General features: G+C 33.2%; 1 protein-coding gene. It reads left to right on the top strand.

What is annotated here, in order from left to right:
• Nucleotides 1–27: 27 nt before the first annotated feature.
• A partial coding sequence (locus tag F1003_RS18535; RefSeq protein WP_202913907.1) for a hypothetical protein occupies nucleotides 28–328 on the top strand: 301 nt, incomplete at its 3' end.

Below are 328 nucleotides of genomic sequence, written 5' to 3'. Positions count from 1 at the left end.
TTAGTTCATTTACAAATTGCTTTAGAAATGGCAGAGGAAATTGGGAATGAGTTAATGCAGACATTTGCGTATTTAAATATGGGCAATAGTTATAACCGTTTAAACAGCCCAATGGCTATGCCTTTGTATCATCAAGCTGTTAAACTGGCGAAAAAGACAGGAGCTAAAGAAATTATTCAGGCATACTACGATCTATCCCTCATTCATTTTCAGAATGGTGAAAAAATTGAAGGGAGAGATTTTTTTAAAAGAGCAATGAAGGAAGTTGAAGCTTTCGAAGATGAATTTTTCATAAAATTGTTAAATGTAGTGAAAGCGTTGTTTATTG

The organism is Winogradskyella ouciana, assembly GCF_009709615.1.
In the GTDB taxonomy this organism is placed as follows: Bacteria; Bacteroidota; Bacteroidia; order Flavobacteriales; family Flavobacteriaceae; genus Winogradskyella; species Winogradskyella ouciana.
This window is presented reverse-complemented; position numbering and strand designations above follow the sequence as displayed.